Raw genomic sequence first — 18510 nt, forward strand, 5'->3', positions numbered from 1 at the left:
CAAGAAAAATTAGTAGATTATTCTTGTAGAAGTCACTCCTCTAAGTATTTTTACATAATTTTACATTACATGATGCTTGGTGGTTATTTTTTAAGGTAATTGTAAAACTTTATTGATGTTATTGTGTTGCTTAGATTCATACACAGTGATTCAAACCTTAAATACTGTTGTACCACAAGTAACGTAATAGATAGATTGAATGTCAGAACAAGAAAATATAGAAGAAAATTAGGTACATAATTATGAATATGAGTAGTCAAGCGTATCGGGAGTGAACAAACCACCGATTGGAGAATATAGATAGGATAAACATTTTGCCCGCACCATTCAAAACAACGCACGATTTTGCGAATACGTTTTTTCCGGGGATATTTCCAAATATGTTTGAGAATAATAAATATATGAATTGGTATAAGACTATAAATCAGATATAGAAAGGATGGAGGAAATTTATGAGCTTGAATTAAAATTCTTCCATTATCTATTAAAAAAACAGGATATATCAATATTATGTTTAACAAGAATGAAAATATTAAATATCGCAAATTAATTCTTAATTCCTGTTGTTTATAGAATGCACCTAGTAGACAGATAAACAGGTAAAATAAACCAAAAAAAATAGTTTTTTTGAAATGAACAATTTGGTTTATTTCTAAATACCATAGAAAATAAAAAACCAATAATGGCGATAATATAAGAATAAATTTTCGTTTAAAAGACCTCATTACATAAAGTGCTATACCTAAAAATGGTAATACTAATAAATATGTACGTAAATACCAAAGATTATAATCATAACATCCTAAGGTGGTATACAACCAAAATTCACTATTAGGACGCAATTTCAACATAGAAATAATAGCTGAAAATACATCGTTCAAGTTAAAATGATTTTTAGTAAAGAGTATATTTTTTACAGGTATATTTATAATTTCAAATAAAGTAATTTCTAAATACTTGAGGATTAAATATCCCAATGAAATAAAGATAATAAGTACTAAACTAATAAAAACATATCGATAATACAAACTCAAAAATTGTCTTAGTGATTTTTTTAAGGACGAAAGAAAATTAGAGGATTTAGTCAAATAGCCAGATATGAAAAAGAATACGGGAACATCCATCAAGAGAAATAATTGTTGTATATTATCTGAAATATAGGAATCACCAGACCAAACTATTGTATGAATATTGATTACCCATAAAATAAGTATTCCTTTAAAAACATCAATAAATGTATCACGTTGATTTTTCATGACTTATTTAATCTTAAATGAGTAGTAAAAATTACAGTTTATCCAGACTTAAATCTAAAAAAATAATTTTCGTTTATGGAGCCAAAATCACAATTATATTTATGACTGAAATCTGTGATTTGTTGAGTATTTTCATTTAACATAAAGAGTGAATTATTGAAATATATTCTAATCTTTAACTTCTATTTGAACTCATAGGCTCCAATATCATATCCTGAACCTATAGGTCTTTTTTGACCATTAAAATCACTACTAGCTGCACTCATTGATGTACCTGCGTCAATCACAGGACTTGTGGCTTGCAAGCGAAAATTGGCAACACCATGAATAATAGATGGATTAACAAAAAGAGGATTAAAGTCAACTAGATTATTTTTGCCCAAACTAGCATCAGAATGACCATCATTGATTAAAATAGAGCCATTGTATGACAAGTTATAATCCCATTTGTTATTTTGAGAATAATCATCTACAAAAGTTTTTTTAGACTTATTTGCAGCGTAGGCAATGTTGTTATAAAAATGCACATTAGATGAAAAATATGTACTAATTTCTCCATTAAGAGTGCCTTCCAAGTTATCAGATTTCAGATTTTTAAAAGTGGTATTGTTTCGGACAACAACATTATCACTTTGAAAAACATGAATCCCTCTGCCACCATTATCAAAAACGATATTATTTTCTATCAAAGTCCAAGCAGTGTATTTTGATGTTTGCCCTTGACCTTGAGTATGTCGAAAATCATCAATGATAATACCGTTACCATCAGTAACTTTACCATTTTCTCTCGGTAATTTATTTTCATTAAAGTAAGATATATTGCCTCTAATGATATTGTGAAATCCAGGTTTATTATCGAATGCTTTAGCTTGATAAATGGAGATGCCACTACATTGATAAGGTGCTTTGAATGCGTTTCTATAAACAATATTACCTTCAATGTAAAGATAATCCGTCTCTTGACCAGAAATTCCTCCACACCCAGAGTCATGAATTTCATTGTTGATAATTTTCGTATGGTGGTTACCATTACCAACATGGATTCCAGAGCCGAGTTGAGTAGAAGTAATTCTAAACCCAATTATTTTGATGTAATTACCAGAAACTCTAAAAGTACCGTCTTGAGTTCCTCTAACAAATGGCTTGTGTCCAGGAAAAGCTTGGAACACAATCCAATTATTGGGATTTCCAGATTTAGTTACTGTAATGTTTTCGTCATAAGTACCATTTTTCACATAAATAATATCTCCCTCATTTATTATTTGATTAGCTTTCTGTATTGTCTTAAATGCTAGATTTTCTGTAGTACCAGGATTGCTGTCATTTCCAAGACTTTGATCAACGTAGTATGTTGTACCTAAACTTTGACTGACATCTCCGTTTCGACCAAATTCTTGTGCTTCAAACTCTGCCCATAGATAGTTGTTTTTAATTGCTTCCTGATTTAATGAATCTCCATTGTTAGCATTGACAATTTTGCTAACATATATTGTGGTTAAGCCAAAAATCAGAATGGTAAAAACACCCCATGTTAAAGATTTGTACCTCATCATAAAAAAAATGTTGCTTGATTGCTGTCAATATTTTGAACACCTCTCTGAGAATAAAACTAAAATTATTTGAACTTTAATTTTCTAGAAGCTAATTGCATCATAAAGAACAATACAAAGCGAGGATTATGCTTAAAATACCTCTTCCATAACCTTTTTGGTTCCATTATGAGCCGGAAAAACCACTCCAAACCTATGTTTTGCATCCAGCTTGGAGCTTGCTTAACACGACCCGAATGAAAATCAAATGCTGCTCCGACACCAAGCATTACTGCTGGAATAATATTCTTATGTTCTGCAATCCAAAACTCTTGCCGAGGACAACCAATACCAACAAATAAGATTTGCGCTCCTGATGCGATAATTTCATCGGTGAAAGCTTCATCTTCTTCTGGTGTAAGTGGACGAAAAGGCGGTGCAATTTGAGAAACAATTTTAATGCCTGGGAACTGATTTCTTAAAAATTTACTGAATGCGGCCAGACTTTCTGTTGTACCACCATAAAAAGCAACAGGAACACCTAAATTTGCAGCCGCATTGCACACGTGTAAAGTGAGAGTTGGCCCGTATACCCTGGAGGCATTTTTGATGCCAAGAGCTTTTAAAGCCCATACCAAAGGCATACCGTCAGCTGTAACTAAATCAGTATTATTAACTACTCTTGCAAATTTGGAATTGTCATGAGTTTCCATTGTCATGTGAACATTAGCAGCAAAAACAGACTTGCTTTCTTTGTTAGCTGACCAAGCTAAAATTCTTTGGGTTGCATCTTCATAACTGGTAGCATCGACACGCATACCCAAAATATAACGATATTCTAAGGGTAATGTTTCTTTAACAGTTAACTTCATTTTGATGAATCTCCTATCTTAGTTAAGGTTAAATGTAAACAAAAATCTCTGCATTTTATGGATTTAGTTATTGAATAGAATTAATATTTTGATTCCATTTCTGTTGTTGAATTAACTAAATAATTACTACATTTAACTGCCGAGAAATAAGTTTCTGATAAAGAATTTATGTAGTGTTTAACGTCAAAATATTCAACACTATGGCGGGCAGCGTTACCTAACGCAATCCTCATATCTTCGTCATTAATAAGTTGCTGCATGGCTTGTACTAACTGTTGTTTATTTCCTGGTTGCACTAATATGCCGTTTTGATTGTGATTGATCACTTCAGGTATGCCACCAACAGGTGTCACAATCACAGGTAAACCGCATGACATGGCTTCTAACATTGACATAGGCAAGCCTTCGTTATATGAAGGTAAAACAAAAACATCTGCTGATGCTATCAGAGCATCTCTTTGTTCAGGATTGAGCCAGGCGCTAATTTTTACTTGAGCTTCAAGACCTAATTCTTGAATTAGTTGTTGAGCTTTATCTAAATCTCCATTACCAGCTAGAACCAATTCAGCAGATTTTTTATTTTCTTCGGGTAGGGCTGCAAATGCTTTAATAAGATCAAATGCGCCTTTATCTTGCTGAGGGAACTTCATAACAGATTTTGCTACGTCTAGCGCACCACCACGTTTACCAATTCTTCCAAGAAAGACAAATCTTACCGATTGTTTTTGTCGTCTTACAGGAATAAAAGTTGGCATTTTTACAGGATTATGTAGTACGGAAATTTGATTTTTATCAAGATTAAATGTTTCTAAATAATAAGACTTCCAACTTTCTGATAGAGCTATAAATTGACTACATCGCCTAAATAAATTAGATATAATTTTTTGCAATGTCTTAGGAAGATCGGCAAAAAATTCTTGATATGTTGCGCCATGAGCATGAAGAATAAAGGGCTGGCGAAAGCTAAGAATTATAAGGACAAGAATTAGTTTTCGGAAAGTACTGCCTCTCTCAGCGAAATGAATATGGACTAAGTCTGTTTTTCTTTGTATCAGGTTTTGTATCAGTATTTTAATTGATCGTAGAAATACGAAAATATTATGCCGTCCAGATCCAGGTGCAAATGTAGCAACATGAGTAATTTGTAATTCTGGGAGCGCATTTTCGATAATCAGTTTTTCAACTGACGTAATCCCACCTTGGACATCTAAACTAGCACCGAGCATTAAAACTTTTAGAGGAGACTGTTGATAATAGATTCTATTCATAAACCTCTGAAATCTTAGGTAGTAAAAACACAAAAATATTACAGCATTTTGTGTTTTTTTTGTGAGTAATTAATCTTCTTTTTATGCTTGATTTTGGAAGGAGTTGTTTTTTGTTCTTCACATATTCTTAGTGATAGTAATATGGAAACTTGAATCACAAAAAAGAAATTATTTTGGATAAGCAATGTACTTTCTGTGAGATTTGATAACACAACATACACAAGAAAGACTGCTGGCCAAAATCCATCTGATGTTTTAACTGACCTCACATAAGCTAATGCCCTGAGTAGACCTTGTAAATAATCAATTACATATAGTGATAAGCCTACTAATCCCAATTCAAGGCAAAGGTCTAAGTAACCATTGTGGCTATTTGGTGGTTTCCAGCCAGAGGAGTACCAAATATCGGCGGAAGGACCAGTCCATCCTAGCCAGAATGCACCATATCCATAACCAAACCAAGGACGTTCGGCTATTTTATCGATGATCAAAGGCCAAAAATTAGTTCGTCCAGTGAGTGTTAAATCTTTGCCTAATAATGCTGCTATGGCTTCAGCATTAGTAGTCATTAATATATATGCAATAGTACTTAATGTTGTGATTCCCACTAACGCGGGGATCATAAAGTTATATCGCCACCTTAAAATCCGAAATAAAAATAATGAAAGACTTAAAGTAATAACATTTATAAAAGGTGATGATGCTTTTGAAGCAATAATTAGCCAGAGCGATGCTATAAACCCTCCCCAAAATAGCCAACGCTTTTTTTCTGGTTGAAGAGCCAGAAGTAAAAACACCATAGCACTGGGAGCCATAACTTTCCCAAGAACGTTTTTATGGTTATATATTCCTCGCCATGTGCCGAAATGCACTCCAGCCATACGACCATAGTTTCTTAAACCGAAGGCGAATAAAAAACTACCTACGATCGCTATGCCAAAAGTCCATGCTAGTAACTGTAATTGTTCTTTTAATGTGTAGCGACTGGCTAAGTAAAGGGGAAATAAAAGTGTACCTGATAAAGCGATGACGCGACTTTGTGTCATTGCAGGTACATCAGACCAAAATATAGAAAATATAGCTACTAGGAGTAAAAGCCATATATACCAATCTTTATTAATTAATTGAATTACTTTTTTCCAACGCACAACGAGTAAGGCGAAGGTAATGAAGTAAATGATTAAAAATATGAATTGAATTAAGGCAAAATCAGGAGCTGCAATTGAATCGTCACCTTCACTTGCTCCCCCTGACAGAATCACAACCAGAGGAGCGCCTGAATAATGGAGTAGAGACAGAACTGTAAAAGCTTTTTCTGCAAATAGGAGATATTTTTTCATTTGGTCATCAAAGATGTACTCTTGGCGGCGATCGCTTGGTGGTAAACTTCGATTGTTTGATCTGCAATGTTTGACCAGTTCAAGTCTTGTTGACAACGCTCTAATGCGGCGATTTGCATCTGACGTTGTAAGTGAGAGTCACTTAATAGCTGAATGATTGCATCTGCAAGAGACTGGACATCACACGGTGGTACTAGCAGTCCGTCTTGTTCATGTCGGACTATTTCCCTCAAACCGCCAATATTAGAAGCAATTACAGGAGTACCCATCGCATAGGCGATCGCTGCTACACCGCTCTGTGAAGATTCAATGTAAGGTAGAACAACAGCCGCACTTCGTTGAAATAAATTGGCGACATTTCCGGTAGGGATAAAGTTATTGAGAATTTCGTAGTGTTTTTTGTCTGCATCCTGCAATAATTCACTGACATTTTCTCCCCGTCCAGCAATGATAAGTTTGACTCCGGGGATGTGTTCTGCAACTAAGGGGATAGCTTGCAGCAAGTATTTTAGACCCTTGTATGGCCAGATACGCCCGAAAAATAGTAATGTATGAGGCTCACGAGGTGCTATTTGACCACTTGACCAACTTTGAAACAAACTACCTAACTCTCCGTGAGGTAGGACGTTAATTCGCTGTTGAGGTAAGCGGAACTGTGTGATGAGGATATCTTGAAGTGACTGGGAGTGGACAATTAGTTGTTGGGAACGGTAGAAAGCTATTCTGCGAGTATATTCAGCGCCCGGTGTTAAATCGCGATCGCCTGGGTGACGATATATGTCATGAATTGTAGTTACCAGAGGCGGCATTTTACTGAATAACAGAGTTAAATCATACCAAGGATCGTTAGTTTCTTGGACATGGAGTACATCAGGGTTTATCTCTCGAATCATTCGCATCATTGCTGTTATCACCTTAATGTTGCGAGGATCACGAATGCGGGGTTTTTTAATTTGAATTACTCGAATATGAGGATTAAGAACATCTTTGCATTGACTATATATTTCTTCTGAATGAATCAGTATTAAATCAACATATTTAACTAAACTATTTGCCAATTGAATGGTATATTCACTAAAAGCAAAATGTAATAAAACGACTTTAATTCGATGCTTACCCATTTTCGTTAAATTGTAATATTTTCAATAAAATTTCTTATTTCTCGTCTGTATGTTTTCGCAAAATATACGTGATTCGATGTAGAAATAATTCTTGTAAGATTGGCATTGATGCCAAAGGATATAGAAGAATTGAGGCTAAATTGATTATTTCATTTTGAGAAATATTTCTGCCAACGTTACCAATTGGCTTACAAGTTTTTAGGACTATTTGCCAGTTTTGTGTCTTGATTATTTTTTGAAATTTAGCAACTGTAGTACCATTAATGGTATTACATTTTTCCCATGATTTCAATTCTGATGAATGACGATAATACCAATGAGCTTCTTCACCACGCTCTTGCAAAATTTCATAATACGCTTGCATCAAAATTTCACCCTTAAAAAGGTAATGTATGAAGGGGATTTTTGTCACCAAGTCTAGATGGTGTCCTGTAGGGTGATAGTAACCGGGAAAAACAACACATAAAACTCCATTTGAACCCAGAACCCGATCGCATTGAATCAGAGTTTTTTCTACATTTTGGAGATGTTCCATAACGTTAAAGGCCACAATTGCATCAAAAGTTTTATCAGCAAAAGGTAGTTCCTCTCCTTTAGCTAGTAAATATTTAGCATTTATGTTTTTCAATCCAGCAAATTGCATTGCTGCATCAATATATTCATGTTTGACATCAATTCCAGTAATTGATGCCATGTTAAATTTCTCAAACCAGGCTATACCTCTGCCTCCATTAAAACAGCCCAAGTCTAGGACATTTTTATTTTCTAAATAGGGAGTTAGGTCTTTGCCAAAATAATTACATAAAGAATAGGCTTTTTCACTTTCATAACTACTTTGGGAGGAATGAAGCATAATTTCTTTCCTCTTATGATGTGTACCGTTGACAAAAATAGAATGATTGAAAACTTCTTCTAATTCTCCTACATAGATATCAGGTGAGATAGGGAAATTTCCAAATCTCTTCATGATTAACTTAGCGAATTTAACTTGTATATTTGTATTTTGACTATTAGCAAATTTAGAATTTCTAGCTTTCATATTATTATTAATTATAAATTCTAAATGCTGATTTATCTTGTAATATATAGTACTTAACTCTGCGTTTAATTATACCTGGAATTTTCATAGAAAGATGTATAAAAAAATAAGGATAATTGAAAATTTCGTGCAAAGCAGATAGCCATAATTTCTTCTTAATTGGTTCAACAACTCGATGATAAGCTAGATTTTTTTGTAACACTGCAAGATTATGAGATAAAGCTTGTACTAACTGAGGATTTTGATAGACTAAATTCTGTTCTTTGATGAACTCTTGCACTTTTTTACAATATAACTCAAGAGTTTTTTTCTGATTAGAAGATACTAAGGAACCTTGACGGCAACGATAGTAATAATATGGCTGTGGGACGAGAACAAATTTAGCTCCCATAACTAAACACTGCATATCCAACCAGAAATCTTCCCCTACTAAGAGATTTTCATCATATTTGATATGATTTTTGATGAGGAAATCTCTTCTAAACATAGGCTTGGAAAGACCAAGACGCAAGCCTTTTTTGCCGTAGACATCTGTTTTTACAAAATATACTGGATCAATTATTTTTAAGTTATTAATTATTTCTCCACTTTCACGAATGGCTGTACTCCACGGAAAATCTTGACCATCTTGTACAAGATATAAATCATCAGCAACAATGTCAGCATTCTCTGAAGTTGCTACTTGCCATAGTTTTTCTAATCGCTCTGGTGCATACCAATCATCTGCATCCAGAACAGCAATCCATTTACCCTGAGCCACCTGAAGAGCGCGGTTACGCGCACCACTTGCGCCAGTATTTTTGGAGTTTACAAATAATTTGATTCGTTGGTCTGTAAAACTTTTAATTACATCTACTGTGCAATCTGTGGAGGCATCATCTACCACAATTAGTTCAAAATTGTTCCAGGTTTGGAATAAAACAGATTCTACTGCTTTGGCAATATAGACCTCTGTATTGTATGCAGGAATAATTACGGATATATCAGGTTTCATATAAATATTTTCTTGATATATTTTAAAATTCACCCTTTACTAAGAATTTTTTTGTAGACAGAATTAAAGCCTCCAAATTGACGAACAGCCAACAAGGAGATTAGCATAATATAGATGGAAAATGCAAAAATTAAAATCCATGCAAAATTCAAATTAGTTGCTTTAAGTAAGAAAAAAATAGCAGTCATAAAAGTGGTAATCAACGAAGGACGGATTAAAACTCGCCGAAAATTTAGGGAGAATAGACGGCGATAGATGATGTATCCGAAAAAAGACAAATTAGTATAACTCATAAACAGACTCATCAAGGCAGCACCCAATAATTGATATTGACCAATTAAAACAATACCTGATACACCTCCTACTAAAGTAGTTAATACTGCTTCTATTAAGTTAAATCTTTCAAAGCTATTTGCTATCAATAAATAGCCAAATATTCCCGAAAAGCTAGTTGAAATCAGTGCAAAAGAAACTAGTTTTAAGGTTGTTGCTGCTTCTGTAATACCTTGATCTTTGTATACCAAGGATAATAAGTCATGAGAGAATAATAAAATCCCTACAAAGAACGGTAAACTCATGCAAAGTAAGATGTTAATTACATCTTCTGCCACTTTGCGTTGTTGATTTCTATCTATAGCAACAGCTTTGGACATACTAGGGAAAGCAGCCAAAGCTATACTACTAGAAACAAGAATAAAGGGCTGTAAAAGCTGTATGACTGCCCCATAAATGCCAACTAAGACTTCACTACCTAAAATAGATAAAATAAGTAGATTTAATTTGCTCGAAATAATACCTATCCCTTCAATAGCAACAAACGTGCGGGCTGCTTTGATAGTTTTCCAGATAAAATCTTGCTTAATGCGCCATTTAGGTTTAATTATCTGAGTCAATAATAACCATTCAATTACCAAAATCAAACATTCAGAAAATAGTAAAATTCCGGCAATATACTCAACTCCATAATTTAGCTGAATCGCCCAGATCATCACCAGTAAACGGAGAATATAAACTGGTACAGTAGAAATAGCAATTAAGTGCATTTTTTCTTGAGCTTGAAAAATTGCCTCCGTGATGTTGGAAAGGGCAAAAGGTACAATAGTCAAGCCCATAACGTAACAAATGAATGAAGTATCGGCATTATATGGTAGTAAAAATACTACAACAACTAGGGCTAAATAACCAATAATGCTAAAAACAAACTGTAATAAAGTACCGCTTACTAGGTATTCTGATGTTAATTCTGGCTCACGAGCTATTTCTCTAGTAAACAAGGTCTTAAAACCTTGAGATATAAGATTCACAAAAATGTAGTAATAGCTGAGAGCCAAAAGATATTGCCCTAAGGAGGAAGCGCCGAGATTACGAGCTATAGCCGCAGTTAATACAAAGGTTGTAATCCCTTGTGTTAACTTATTTACTAACATTGATAGAGAATTGACTACTAGTTTGCGTTGTCCCGACATGAGAAATCAGCCTTTGTTGAAATTTATTTAAATCATCAGAAAGCAAAGTATTGTCTGTTAGCGATCGCTCTAAACAGATTTGCAATTGTTCTGTCAATTTTTGGACGTGGGGTTCTTTGAGTAACCTGCTGTGATCTCCAGTAAGATGATGAATCTCTAAACCTCCCGTGACTAAATCATGCCATCCCAAATCAATATTGTCTGACAATTTCACTGGCTGTATGCTAGAGCGAAATAAAGTCATTGCTCCTGCATACGGTTGAGCTGTGTAATTTTCATAAGCTTGTACGTTAGCATCTATAACATTGACAATATGAGAGTTTTCCAAAACTTCTTGCCAATCTTGAATTAAAACATCTCTGGTATTTTTATTTTTTAAATACCACTTCAACCAATTGCGGATATAAATCAACTTCTCTTGGGGTTGAAGTTTCCAAAGATTATTTACATGAACTCGGACAAATTTAGTCAATGATGGACGAGTTATCTGTAAGTTAGGACAGCTTGTATCTAATAAGGCTAAGAGTCCTATTTTTTGTCCTTGAGTGTATAGTTGTTGTGCCATTTCATAGGCTACTAATCCACCAAAGGAATAACCTGCAATGAAATATGGCCCATTAGGTTGAATGCTACGTATTTCTTGAAGATAGGCGTTAGCCATGTCTTCAACTCGGTTCAGAGGAGCTTGCTTACCATCTAATCCCAAGGACTGTAGTCCATAAATGGGTTGTTCTTCACCTAAATAACGAGCAAGGGTAGAATACTCTAAAACGTTACCACCAATTGGATGAATTAGAAATAAAGGTGGCTTAGATCCATTGAGTTGGATAGGAACAAGTGAAGACCATGAAGTTGAGCATCCTTCCTGTTGCAAAATGTCAGATAATTGCTGAATTGTCGGTGCTTGAAAGAGGATAGCTAGGGGGAGATTTTTACCAAAAATAGTTTCAATCTGAGAAAACATTCGTAGTGCTAAAAGTGAATGTCCTCCCAACCCGAAAAAGTTGTCTTTTAATCCTATTGGATGTTTACCTAAAACATTTTCCCAAATTTTCGTTAACTCTATTTCTAGCTGATTGCGAGGAGCTACAAAATTAGCTCCTGATTTTTGTTTGATGAAATTAGGCTCTGGGAGAGCGCCACGATTGACTTGCCCGTTGGTATTGACAGGTAGAGATTCTAGGAAAATAAAGTCTGAAGGAATCCAGTAATGGGGAATTTTTTGTGAGAGAAAAGTTTGTAAATCATCAATTGTAGGAGTTTGTTCTGGTTGAGTGACGAGGTAAGCTACTAGCTGCTTTTCGCCAGAAGTTACTTCAGTAGCAATAACCACGACTTGAGTTATGGCTTGATGTTGATGAAGTAGAGCTTCTATTTGTTCTAAATCAACACAGACACCACATATTTTCACTTGGTTGTCAGTGCGTCCCAAATATTCAATATTGCCATCTGGTAGGTAGCGGGCTAAATCTCCAGTTTTATACAATTGTTCATGAGTATTGTCACTGAAGGGATGAGGGATAAATCTCTCAGATGTCAAATCAGTGCGTCTGAAGTAGCCTTTAGCGACACCAACACCACTGATGTAGATTTCTCCAGGAGCGCCAACGGGTACAGGTTGCAATAGTTGATCGAGAATGTATATTTGAGTATTGGCTATGGGTTGACCGATGAGAATTTCTGTTTCACTACTAGCTGTTTGTGGATCGTAAACTGTGGCAGTGAACGTTGTGGCGATTGAGCCATAGGCATTGAGCCAGCGTGTTTGTTTCCCGACCAGTTCTATCCAACTTTCATAAGCAGTACGTGAGACTTTTTCGCCGCCAACCATTACCAAGCGTAAGCTTTCAAGTAAAGGTGCTTGAGAGTTTGATATTTTTCTCAGTATTTTATACCAAAAGAAAGTAGGTAAATTGAGAACTGTAATCTGCTGTTGGGCGATGAACGAAAAGAAATTTGTGATTGAGTTTTGGGTGGTTTGGGGCTGAATAACTGCACTAGCACCATTCATCCAACAGGGGAATAGTGATTCGATAGTTGTATCGCTACTGATACCAGAAAACACTAGGATGCGATCGCCTGCGCTCACTTCCCAAAGTTGATGAATAGCTACAGCATGATTAACTAAATTGCTGTGGCTCATGGCGATCCCGTCGGGTTTATTTATCGGATTGAGTGTATATATTACACAGGCGAGATTCCCAGATGTTACCTGAGTGACTAAATTTTGCCGACTGTGGGGGGCGATCGCTTCTTCATCACTATCCAAACAAATAATGCTGGATTCGCACTCAGGTAGTTTCTCAGACCAGGACTTTTTAGTTAACAATAAAGATACATGAGCATCATTTAAGATGAAAGCTAGAGCATCCTGGTGGGATGTTGGGGTGATTGGTATGTATGTTCCTCCGGCCTTGCAAATACCCAGCAATCCGACAATCATTTCCAGGGATGGCTCTAAATATAAACCAACACATATCCCTGCACCTACCCCTAATGTCTGCAAATAATGAGCTAATTGATTGGCACGTTCGTTGAGTTCTTGATAAGTTAGTTGTTGATTATGCTCAATTACAGCAATATTATGGGGAGTGCGTTGGACTTGAGCCTCAAATAATTGATGAATGCAAACATCTTTGATATCCGCAGTTTGGCGATGATTCCACTCAACTAAAAGCTGATGCTGCTCTGGCTGTGTTAACAAAGTTAATTCGGAAATCGGACAATCTGGATTAGCTACAATACCTTCAAGTAAATTCTGGAAGTGTCCCAACATCCTTTCTATGGTACTGGACTCAAACATATCTGCATTGTAGTCAAATACCATGCCCAGTCCGTTATCCTGTTCCCGTAACACCAATGTCAAATCATATTTGGTCTTGCCATGATAGATGTAACCAAACAGGGAAGTAATCTTCAAATCAGGCAACTCCACCGATGCCATGCCACGACCATTCGACCAAGGGGGATTGAGGGAAAATTTCACCTGAAATAGTGATGAGGTGCCGCGATTGCGTTGCTCTGGTCTGAGTTCTTCAATTAACCGTTCAAAGGGTAGGTCTTGGTGGGCATAAGCTTCTAAGCAATCCTTACGTACCCGACCCAACAATTGGCGGAAAGTTGGGTTACCTGCCAAGTCACTCCGCAAGACAAGAGTATTAGAAAAAAATCCAATGAGTCTTTCGGTTTCCACCTGCCCCCGACCAGCACTGGCAAAGCTAATAAGCAGGTCTTCTTGCCCAGAATAACGGTAGAGTAGTAGCTCAAACACCGTCAGTAGAGTCATAAAGAGAGTTACACCCCACTTTTGACTCAATTCTGTTAGGGCATAATTCAGAGATTTTGGTAGCAGTAGGGCGGAGCGATCGCCCCGATAAGTCTGCGCGCCAGCAGGACGAGGGCGATCGTAAGGTAATTGAATAATAGGTAAACTGCCCTCTAGTTTTTGCTTCCAGTAATTTACTTGGGACTCTAAAACCTCTCCTTGTAGCCACTGATGTTGCCAGTGAGCAAAATCAGCATACTGTAGTGGTAAAGGAGATAATGGAGATGCTTTTCCCTCTGCCAAAGCTTTGTAGATGGTGGTCAAGTCCTGATAAAACACATCAGATGAAGCCCCATCACAAACTATGCAGTGCATATTCCAAATTAGCAGATGCTCTTGTTCGCTCAACCTGAGCAGTAAGACTCGCAAGATGGGGCCGTTAGCCAAGTCAAAGGGTCGATGAGCTTCATTAGTTGCTAATCGGTAAGCCTCAGCCTCCCGTTCTTCATCTGATACTGACTGCAAATCAATTATTGGCAATTGTAAAGAAATATCAGGAGCGATGAGTAGAGTAGCTTTTCCATTGACGGCGGGGAAAGTTGTCCGCAAAACTTCATGACGACGGACGACTTCGTTAATGCTTTCTTCGAGGATGGTAACGTTGAGGTTGCCTGTAAAACGCACCACCACTGGCATATTATTTGAGGAACTATCAGGTTCAAACTGATGGAGAAACCATAACCTTTGTTGACCAAAAGAAAGTGGTAAGCTGCCGTTCCGTTCACAGGATACGATTGGAGGAATTTGAGAACTGGCTACTGTGGTAATTCGCCGCAGAAAGTCAATGATTTCCGCTTTTTGAGACTTTAACTCTGTTAGCAGTTCTGGGGTGAGGCTGTCTTTTGCTACCCGATAGCGTAGGCGATCGCCTTCCAGCCAAAGCTGCACATTTCGCTGACGTAGCTCAGATAGGAGTTCATCCAATGTTTTCATAGCTCACCTTCCTCGTAATCATCTGCGGTTTCAACTCCAGTAGCTTGAACGTTCTGAGTTGCCCAACGCAGAGTCTCTACTCGTTCTGCTAAATCTGCCACGGTTGGTAGTTCAAATAAGTTGGACATCAAGATTTCTACTTGCAGGGCTTGGCGCAGTCGAGAGATGACTTGGATGCCTACTAGAGAATATCCACCCAGTTCAAAAAAGTTGTCGTAAATTCCCACCCGTTTGATATTGAGAACCTGCATCCAGATGTCAGCAATTTGTTGCTCAATGGGAGTGCGCGGTGCGACATAATTTGCTTCTAATTCTGGACGAGAAGAATCAGGTTTTGGTAGTACTCGGCGATCAACTTTGCCGTTAGCATTTAGTGGTAAAGCTTCCAGTGCCATAAAAACCTTTGGCACCATATATTCTGGGAGTTGTTGTTTTAAAAATTGACGTAATTCCGAGATGATTGACAAGTTATCTTGACCAGTTTCTGCAACAAAATAACCAACTAAGAGTTTCTCTCCAGGAGTATCTTCTCTAACAACTACAACAGCTTCTTTGACTGCTGGATGTTGCAAAAATGCGATTTCAATTTCACCCAATTCTATGCGGAAACCACTGACTTTTACCTGATTATCAATCCGACCCAGGTATTCAATCTCGCCATCGGGTAAATAGCGTGCCAAATCACCACTTTTATATAAGCGTGATTGAGGATCTGAGCTAAAAGGATGAAGAATAAATCTCTCAGCAGTTAAATCAGGGCGATGGAAATATTCTCGCGCTAGACCATCCCCACCAATGTACAGTTCACCTGTGACCCCAATGGGAACTGGTTGTAAATGAGAGTCTAATATATAAACTTGGCTATTGGCGATCGGGCGACCAATAGGAATAGAAGCCCCTGGTTTTAGTGGTGCTGTGATGTCATAACAGCAAGTAAAAGTTGTGTTTTCCGTTGGTCCATAACCATTAATTAATTTACAGTTCTCTACTGTGCTAAGGAATTTCTGGACGTGGGAAACTGATAAAACATCACCACCTGCTAATAGTTGACGTAAGGGTTTTAACGCATCAATTTTTTCATCGACTATCAGATGAAATAACCCAGCCGTTAACCACAGAGTTGTTACCTGGTGTTGTTGAATAATATGCTCTAATTCGTCTAAAGATGGTGTGTTTGGAGGGAATATTACTAGTTTTCCACCGTTGAGCAAACAACCCCAAATTTCAAAAGTTGAAGCGTCGAAAGAGATGGGGCTAATTTGCAGAAATACTTCTTTATCGGTGAGGCTGACATAGTTAGCTTCTTTGACTAATCTAACTACGCCTTGATGAATAACACTGACACCTTTGGGCTGACCTGTAGAACCAGATGTGTACATCACATAAGCCAAGTTATTGGCTGTGACGTTACTAACGGGATTTTCTACTGTTGTTTGGTTGATCGTATCCCCGTCGGTATCTAGACAAATTAATGTTGCAGTGTGGGTAGGTAGCTTTTCAACTAGATGTTTTTGAGTCAATAATAATTGAATCTGGGTGTCTGCCAGCATGAAAGCCAGGCGTTCTGGTGGATAACCAGGATCTAGTGGTACATAAGCGCCACCTGCTTTTAGGATGCCTAAAAGACCAACCACCATTTCTAAGGAACGCTCAACGCAGATACCCACCAGAACGTCTGCCCCTACTCCTAGTGTTTGCAGATATTGCGCCAATTTATTGGCTCGAATATTTAATTCTCGATAAGTAAGTTGTTGCTCTTGAAATATCAAGGCCACAGCATCGGGGGTGCGCTCTACCTGTTCCGCAAATAACTGGTGTATGGATTTATCTTGGGGATAGTCAGTTTGAGTCTGGTTCCATACTGCTAATAACTGTTGCTCAACGGCTGGTAAGATGGGCAACTTAGCAATAATTTGATCGGGGTTAGACACTATACCCAATAGCAAGGTTTCCAACTCTGCCAGGCGACGGCGGATAGTATCAGCATCAAATAAATTAGTGTTGTACTGACATTCCAGTGTCAGTTGACCACGCAATTCTGTAGCGTTGATAAACAGTTCAAAATTTTCAAATGAGCGAGGATTAGAGAAAAATTCTACTTCCAATCCAGCGAAGGGTAATTTATCACTATCCAATCCTTGATCAATATTGAATGTAATTGGCACTAAAGGAATCCGGCTAGAATCCCGTGGCAGTGACAGTTTTTTGACTAGGCCACCAAAGGTAAATTGTTGATGATCGTAGGCATCTAAGATGGTGGAACGTCTAGTTTGTAAGTAGTGACTAAAAGATTTTTGGCTATCTATCTGAGTCCGCAGTGGTAATAAATTTACACAATGCCCCACAAGATTATACTGTCCTGAGGCAGCTTGTCCGGCGGCGGGAATACCGACAACTAAATCTTTTTGCCCTGTCAAGCGATGTAGCCAAACTTCAAACCCTGCCAAAATAGTTGTCATAAAGCTACAACCAAATTTTGTTCCTAGTTGTTTGAGGTGGGTAACTAGTTCGGGTTTTAATTGCCAGTCTTCACGGGCAGCGTTAAAAGTCCTCAGTGGTGGACGGGGACGATCTGTAGGAAAGTCTACTACGGGTACTGAGTCAGAAAATTGCTCTAACCAATATTGTTCTGTGGCGATCGCTTCTGATGTTTGTTCTTCTTCTTCCTGTAAAATAGCGTATTCACTAAATTTGTCTGGCTCTTCTAAATCAGGCGTTATCCCTTGCAGCAAATCAGAATATATCTGACCCAAATCAGGCATCAGTACCCCCCAAGACCAACCATCACAAATAATATGATGGGCAGTTAAAGTAACTAAATGTTCTTGGGGATGCAATTTAATTATTTTTGCTCGAAATAGTGGGCCATGTTCTAAATCAAAAGGTTGTCCTACTTCTCGCTGTAAGATTTCAGCTACTTTTATTTCTCTCTCTTGAACCTCTAAATTAGAAACATCAATAAAAGGAATATCAATTAGTAACGAAGCCACAATACAGAGTGTACTACCATTAGTACTAAAGGTTGTTCGTAAAGCCTCATGACGTTGAACTAGCTGTTGGATAGCAGATTGAAAAGCTTCTAAATTGAATTGTCCTTTTAAGTTTAGGGATTGGGATTCGTTATAAGCACAATTAGCAGCACTCCCCATCTGTACAGATGCCCAAATTTCTTTTTGAGATTCGGTAGCAGGGGCAGTTAATAATAATTCACCATCTGCAAATGGATCGAAATCAATAGCGGTCAATTCAGTTTGATTTTCTATAGGTAATATTTTCATAAAACATCGTAACTCTTGCTATGAGAGTAGGCTAATAAATTTCAAGTTGGCTCACGCATAAAGAAGATTGTATTTTACTCGTGAGCTAT

The 18510-nt window shown here is 37.1% G+C and carries 11 protein-coding genes; all 11 read right to left on the reverse strand.

All coding sequences use genetic code 11. From position 1 onward, the window contains the following. Positions 1-83 precede the first annotated feature (83 nt). A complete protein-coding gene (locus tag ACM5QX_RS08085) occupies positions 84-1256 on the reverse strand; it encodes an acyltransferase family protein (RefSeq protein WP_414752455.1) in 1173 nt (390 codons plus the stop codon). 182 nt (positions 1257-1438) lie between these two features. After that, the gene (locus tag ACM5QX_RS08090) at positions 1439-2809 is read right to left on the reverse strand and encodes a choice-of-anchor Q domain-containing protein (RefSeq protein WP_414752454.1); all 1371 of its coding nucleotides are present in this window, start codon (positions 2807-2809) and stop codon (positions 1439-1441) included. A gap of 62 nt (positions 2810-2871) precedes the next feature. Beyond that, positions 2872-3657 carry a WecB/TagA/CpsF family glycosyltransferase gene (locus ACM5QX_RS08095; RefSeq protein WP_414752453.1) on the reverse strand — a complete coding sequence of 262 codons (786 nt, stop codon included), beginning with the start codon at positions 3655-3657 and terminating at the stop codon, positions 2872-2874. An 80-nt stretch (positions 3658-3737) separates the two neighbouring features. Further along, on the reverse strand, positions 3738-4925 hold the full coding sequence (locus tag ACM5QX_RS08100; RefSeq protein ID WP_414752452.1) for a glycosyltransferase family 4 protein: 1188 nt from the start codon (positions 4923-4925) through the stop codon (positions 3738-3740). Between the two features lie 38 nt (positions 4926-4963). Continuing rightward, positions 4964-6361, reverse strand: a complete 1398-nt coding sequence (locus tag ACM5QX_RS08105) for an O-antigen ligase family protein (protein WP_414752451.1) — start codon at positions 6359-6361, stop codon at positions 4964-4966. Next, positions 6262-7386 (reverse strand): glycosyltransferase family 4 protein, encoded by a 1125-nt coding sequence (locus ACM5QX_RS08110; RefSeq protein WP_414752450.1) that lies wholly within the window; start codon positions 7384-7386, stop codon positions 6262-6264. Before ACM5QX_RS08110 ends, ACM5QX_RS08105 begins: the two co-directional genes overlap by 100 nt. 34 nt (positions 7387-7420) lie before the next feature. Next, positions 7421-8425 (reverse strand): methyltransferase domain-containing protein, encoded by a 1005-nt coding sequence (locus tag ACM5QX_RS08115; protein ID WP_414752449.1) that lies wholly within the window; start codon positions 8423-8425, stop codon positions 7421-7423. A 7-nt stretch (positions 8426-8432) separates the two neighbouring features. After that, positions 8433-9452 carry a glycosyltransferase family 2 protein gene (locus ACM5QX_RS08120; protein WP_414752448.1) on the reverse strand — a complete coding sequence of 340 codons (1020 nt, stop codon included), beginning with the start codon at positions 9450-9452 and terminating at the stop codon, positions 8433-8435. Then, complete coding sequence (locus ACM5QX_RS08125; protein WP_414752447.1) at positions 9449-10885, reverse strand: oligosaccharide flippase family protein; 1437 nt, start codon at positions 10883-10885, stop codon at positions 9449-9451. The genes ACM5QX_RS08120 and ACM5QX_RS08125 overlap by 4 nt, the downstream gene beginning before the upstream one ends. After that, positions 10833-15143: an amino acid adenylation domain-containing protein gene (locus ACM5QX_RS08130; RefSeq protein WP_414752446.1), complete on the reverse strand. Its 4311-nt coding sequence runs from the start codon at positions 15141-15143 to the stop codon at positions 10833-10835. The genes ACM5QX_RS08125 and ACM5QX_RS08130 overlap by 53 nt, the downstream gene beginning before the upstream one ends. Beyond that, complete coding sequence (locus tag ACM5QX_RS08135; RefSeq protein ID WP_414752445.1) at positions 15140-18421, reverse strand: non-ribosomal peptide synthetase; 3282 nt, start codon at positions 18419-18421, stop codon at positions 15140-15142. The genes ACM5QX_RS08130 and ACM5QX_RS08135 overlap by 4 nt, the downstream gene beginning before the upstream one ends. Positions 18422-18510 lie beyond the last annotated feature (89 nt).

Source organism: Anabaena sp. CCY 9910 (genome assembly GCF_963920875.1).
Classification (GTDB): Bacteria; Cyanobacteriota; Cyanobacteriia; order Cyanobacteriales; family Nostocaceae; genus Trichormus; species Trichormus variabilis.